The sequence below is a fragment of the Pseudomonas vancouverensis genome (assembly GCF_004348895.1).
In the GTDB taxonomy this organism is placed as follows: Bacteria; Pseudomonadota; Gammaproteobacteria; order Pseudomonadales; family Pseudomonadaceae; genus Aquipseudomonas; species Aquipseudomonas vancouverensis.
This window is the reverse complement of sequence record NZ_RRZK01000039.1, coordinates 1-2,506: the sequence shown is the minus strand read 5'-3', so window position 1 is coordinate 2,506 and position 2,506 is coordinate 1. Positions and strand designations below refer to the sequence as shown.

Annotated in this window: 3 protein-coding genes and 1 pseudogene; all 4 read left to right on the top strand. The window is 55.5% G+C overall.

Features of this window, described 5'->3' with window-relative positions:
* Positions 1-773 (top strand): DUF2515 family protein (locus EIY72_RS29740; RefSeq protein ID WP_425048634.1); only part of this gene is annotated, 773 nt, incomplete at its 5' end.
* The gene (locus EIY72_RS29735; protein WP_093217953.1) at positions 770-1,381 is read left to right on the top strand and encodes a hypothetical protein; all 612 of its coding nucleotides are present in this window, start codon (positions 770-772) and stop codon (positions 1,379-1,381) included. The genes EIY72_RS29740 and EIY72_RS29735, both read left to right, overlap by 4 nt.
* Complete coding sequence (locus tag EIY72_RS29730) at positions 1,378-1,992, top strand: hypothetical protein (RefSeq protein ID WP_093217951.1); 615 nt, start codon at positions 1,378-1,380, stop codon at positions 1,990-1,992. Before EIY72_RS29735 ends, EIY72_RS29730 begins: the two co-directional genes overlap by 4 nt.
* A gap of 9 nt (positions 1,993-2,001) precedes the next feature.
* Positions 2,002-2,226: pseudogene (locus EIY72_RS29725) on the top strand (EAL domain-containing protein); the annotation flags it as partial.
* Between the last annotated feature and the right edge of the window lie 280 nt (positions 2,227-2,506).

Here is a 2,506-nt window from a genome sequence, read left to right as displayed (position 1 = left end):
GGCAAGGGCTGGCCGGCTTGCTCAGCCCCAGCGAACGCGAAAAGCGCGCGACCATCCGCGCCTTTGAGCAGCGCCAACACGAATATGAACAGGCCAACCGCAACAACCCGGTGTGGGGCTTCACCCATTGGGGCGCCGAAAGCCCCTTGACCTACTCGCAACAGATGTACCAGTTCGTGTACGAGATGCTGGCGATGGGCAATACCACGCTGTTCCTGGATGTGTATCCGTTGCATGTGTTTTATGCGGAGCGGGGGTTGGAGGCGCTGAGGGAGTGTCTCGGTTCACGGAAAAACATCAATGGCACTGGTCAGCACCCGGTACTGTGGCCCGTTGGACAGGAAACGCTGGAATTCGGGACTGAACACGATGAAATCCTGCAAGCCTTCGAGTCCATAGAGGCTGGCAACATCGCCGAAAGCGTTGAACATCTGGCTTGGCACGAACAGAAAAATATCTTGCAACCTGCGATGTACAACGACAGCGGTCTGAAATGGTTGTTACGCAGTAACCATGCCTCCTACGTCACTAACATCCCGTCCGGTGCTGCTGAGGCCATTGAACTAACCCTGGCCAGTCAGTGCCGCCGCATTGATGACGGACGCACTATTGGGTTTGGCAACAACCCCGTTGCGGATCTGTCCGACATTGGTCAGCGCATGCCATTCGTACTCAGGGCTGCAGCGCAGTTTGACGAGTTTTTAAAGGGCAGCAATCGCCATCAAATGGCGCAAGCGATTGAAGATATTGCCGCTGGACTAGGCGTGAGATGAGCCTGCTTCAACGTAAAGGCTGGCAACGAGTCTGGTTGATTATTGTCACGCTCTTGGCAGTCGTAGTTCTCCGTGCTTGCGCAAGTGAACCGGAAATCGCACTGGTGATTGGTGAGCCTTGGGAAACCATGAGAAAGCGCTCCAGTGCACCCATTGATCCAGCCATCCCTGGGCATTTCTGGGGTAGATTGCCAAAGTCGGATGCTCGCCTTCGTCTTGCTGACCCTCAATATGGCTTTATAACTCCACTAGCGCGCTACTTCACCATTAGCTTCAAAGGTGATGAGTCAGTCAATGTTGTCCATATGTCTCCGCAAGTCGAGCCCCTGCTGCTAGACGATACGCTCAAGGTCGTGCTGGACCTTCAGGAGCAATGGCGCAAGGGTGGCTGGACGCCGAATAGGGTCAGGGAGTTTCCATCCTTCGCCGATACGCCCCAATGGCGCGCCCAACTGCGGGAGGTCAACAAAGGCGGCACTGCCTACTGGCTTGCAAGCGACAAATACCAAGTGATGCTGAGGGTTAATCGCTTTAAGGATAAAAATCGCCCCACAGAAGAGCGTTATCTCATCTCGCTGGAGCTTAGTAAGTCACGGGGCGTGCGATGAGTTTGATGCATCGCTCGGGTTGGCGATCTGGTGTCGCTGTACTTGCAACCATGGCTCTTCTGACGCTGGCGACGATTGAGTTCCTGTCGGATGAACCGGAAATCGCCCTGTTAATTGGTGAGCCTTACGAGATTATGCGCCAGCGCTCTAGCGCTGCCATCGATCCGGCTATTCCCGGACATGTGTCGTTCAACATCCCAAAGACCGATGCCCGTCTGCGTTTCATGGATCCCCAGTACGGCTTTGTAACCCCGCTAGCCAGATTTTTTACGATTATTTATAACAAAGAGATGATCAACAGCGTCCGCATGTCCCCGCAGATCGAGCCGCTATTGCTCGACGACACCCTCAAAGTGGTGCTGGATCTGCAAGAGCAATGGCGCAAAGCGGGTTGGGTACCGATCCGCATCGAAGAAGATCCACCGTTCGCCGACACTCCGCAATGGCTAGCCCAATTGCGGGACGTGAACAAAGGCGGCACCTCTTATTGGCACGCGGGCACCCAGTATCAAGTGATGCTGGTGGTCAATCGCTTCAAGGATTACCGGCACCCCACCGAGGAGCGCTACCTCATCAAACTGTCACTGGCCACACCCTGGACAAAACCTTGACCCTGTCCCATTACGATAGACGCGTCGGTATCCCGTCCGGCGCCGCCGAAGCCATCGAGCTTACCCTCGCCAGTCAGTGCCATGGCCCACAGCCTGGATTTGAAGGTGATTGCCGAGGGCGTTGAAACGCCGGAACAACTCGAGTTTTTACAGGGGCTGGAATGCCACTTCTATCAGGGCTATCTGCACAGCCGGCCGCTGCCGGTGGAGGAGTTTCAGAAGCTCCTCAAGTAGGCGGCGGGAGGTTGCTTATCACCTGCCAATCACAAGATGACCTGAATAGAGAAAAAACCTACACAAGATAACGAAACGTCTGATTTATCCCCCTTGCCGCCTCACTTAGCGTGCTCGTCCCTGCAAATGACTCAAGGACAGATCAGGCATGAAGCGCTATCACATCACCGTCGGGGCCAGAACCACGGCCGACGGCACCGTGCGTACCGGTTGGGAATGGAGCACGATCAACGGCCAGGCCATGGCCCGCGAAGGTGATGAGGTCGATTGCCCGAGATGC